The organism is Actinoallomurus sp. NPDC050550 (genome assembly GCF_040655075.1).
Classification (GTDB): Bacteria; Actinomycetota; Actinomycetes; order Streptosporangiales; family Streptosporangiaceae; genus Actinoallomurus.
Map to the genome: position 1 here is coordinate 1 of NZ_JBFAJC010000153.1, position 1,249 is coordinate 1,249.

General features: G+C 67.8%; 1 pseudogene. It reads right to left on the bottom strand.

Going from position 1 to position 1,249, the window contains the following annotated elements:
* Nucleotides 1–270: 270 nt before the first annotated feature.
* Nucleotides 271–1,098: pseudogene (locus tag AB0I04_RS55160) on the bottom strand (IS5 family transposase); the annotation flags it as partial.
* Between the last annotated feature and the right edge of the window lie 151 nt (nt 1,099–1,249).

Consider the following 1,249-nt stretch of genomic DNA (forward strand, 5'->3'; position numbering starts at 1 on the left):
AGAGCCTGTTCACAGATGCTTAAGTGCGGGTCCGTAGAGGGCTGGGCCGATCTTGTTGATGTGGCCTTGGTGTGACCATTGGGACAGTTGGACGCGGAAGCTGTTGATGTTGTCGATCCCGAGGATGGCGGCCAGCTCGGTGCCCTTCCATGCGCGCCAGGGCTGGGCGGCCAGGAGTTCGCAGACCTTGCCGCGCCGGTCGGGGCTGGTCAGCTCCGGCAGCGGCGGTGGGTCGCACCAGCGGCCGTGGGCTGGCAGTCCTGCCAGGTCACGGGCCAGACGGCGGGTCATCTGGTGGACGGCGGCCCACAACACCATGGCTTCGTGATGGGCGGGTTTTCGTTCGTAGCAGCGGACCAGACGGCGGTGCCGCATCAGCCAGGCGAAGGACCTTTCCACCACCCACCGGCGGGGCAGCACGACGAATCCCTTGACCTCGTCGCTGCGCTTGACGATCTCGACGGTGCAGGCCAGGACGTTCTTGGCCCAGGTGACCAGCCGTCCGGCATAACCGGCGTCGGCCCACACCAGGCTGATGGTGGAGAACTTCGCGGTCAGGCGGGCCAGCAGCGGCGCGGCGCCGTCACGGTCTTGCACCGAGGCCGCGGTGACGATCACGCAAATCAGCAGGCCGAGCGTGTCAACCGCGATATGCCGCTTCTGCCCCTTGATCTTCTTCCCGCCGTCGTACCCGCAGGCAGCGGCGCCGACGGTCTCGGCTGCCTTCACGCTCTGCGCGTCGATCACCGCAGCGGTCGGCGTCTCCTTGCGGCCGGCCGTGATGCGGATCCGGCCGCGCAGCCGATCCACCAAGCGCTGCGGCATCCCCCGGGCGGACCAGCGCTCGAAGAACGCATACACCGCCGGCCACGGCGGGAAGTCCACCGGCATGGCCCGCCACTCGATCCCGTACCTGGTCACGTAGCCGATCGCGTCCAGCACTGCCCGCAGGTCATGGCGCATCGGCGCACCGCCCGGGCCTCTGCGCAACTCGGCCATCACCGCCTCGGCCTCCGGCCGCAACACCTGCCACTGTTCGTCGGTCAGATCCGACGGATACGACCGTGAGCGGTCACGGCAGCGGCAGCCGGGCACCACGCAACTGGCGTTGTGGACCGGAACCCGGTAGACAGTCATCCAAGGGCTTCTGGTGGGCGGGTGATCTAGACACTCCCTCGACTACCAGAAGCCCTCTTCCGTCTCCAGAGCCGACACGCGACCCCACCCAAACCGTCTGCTAACAGGCTCT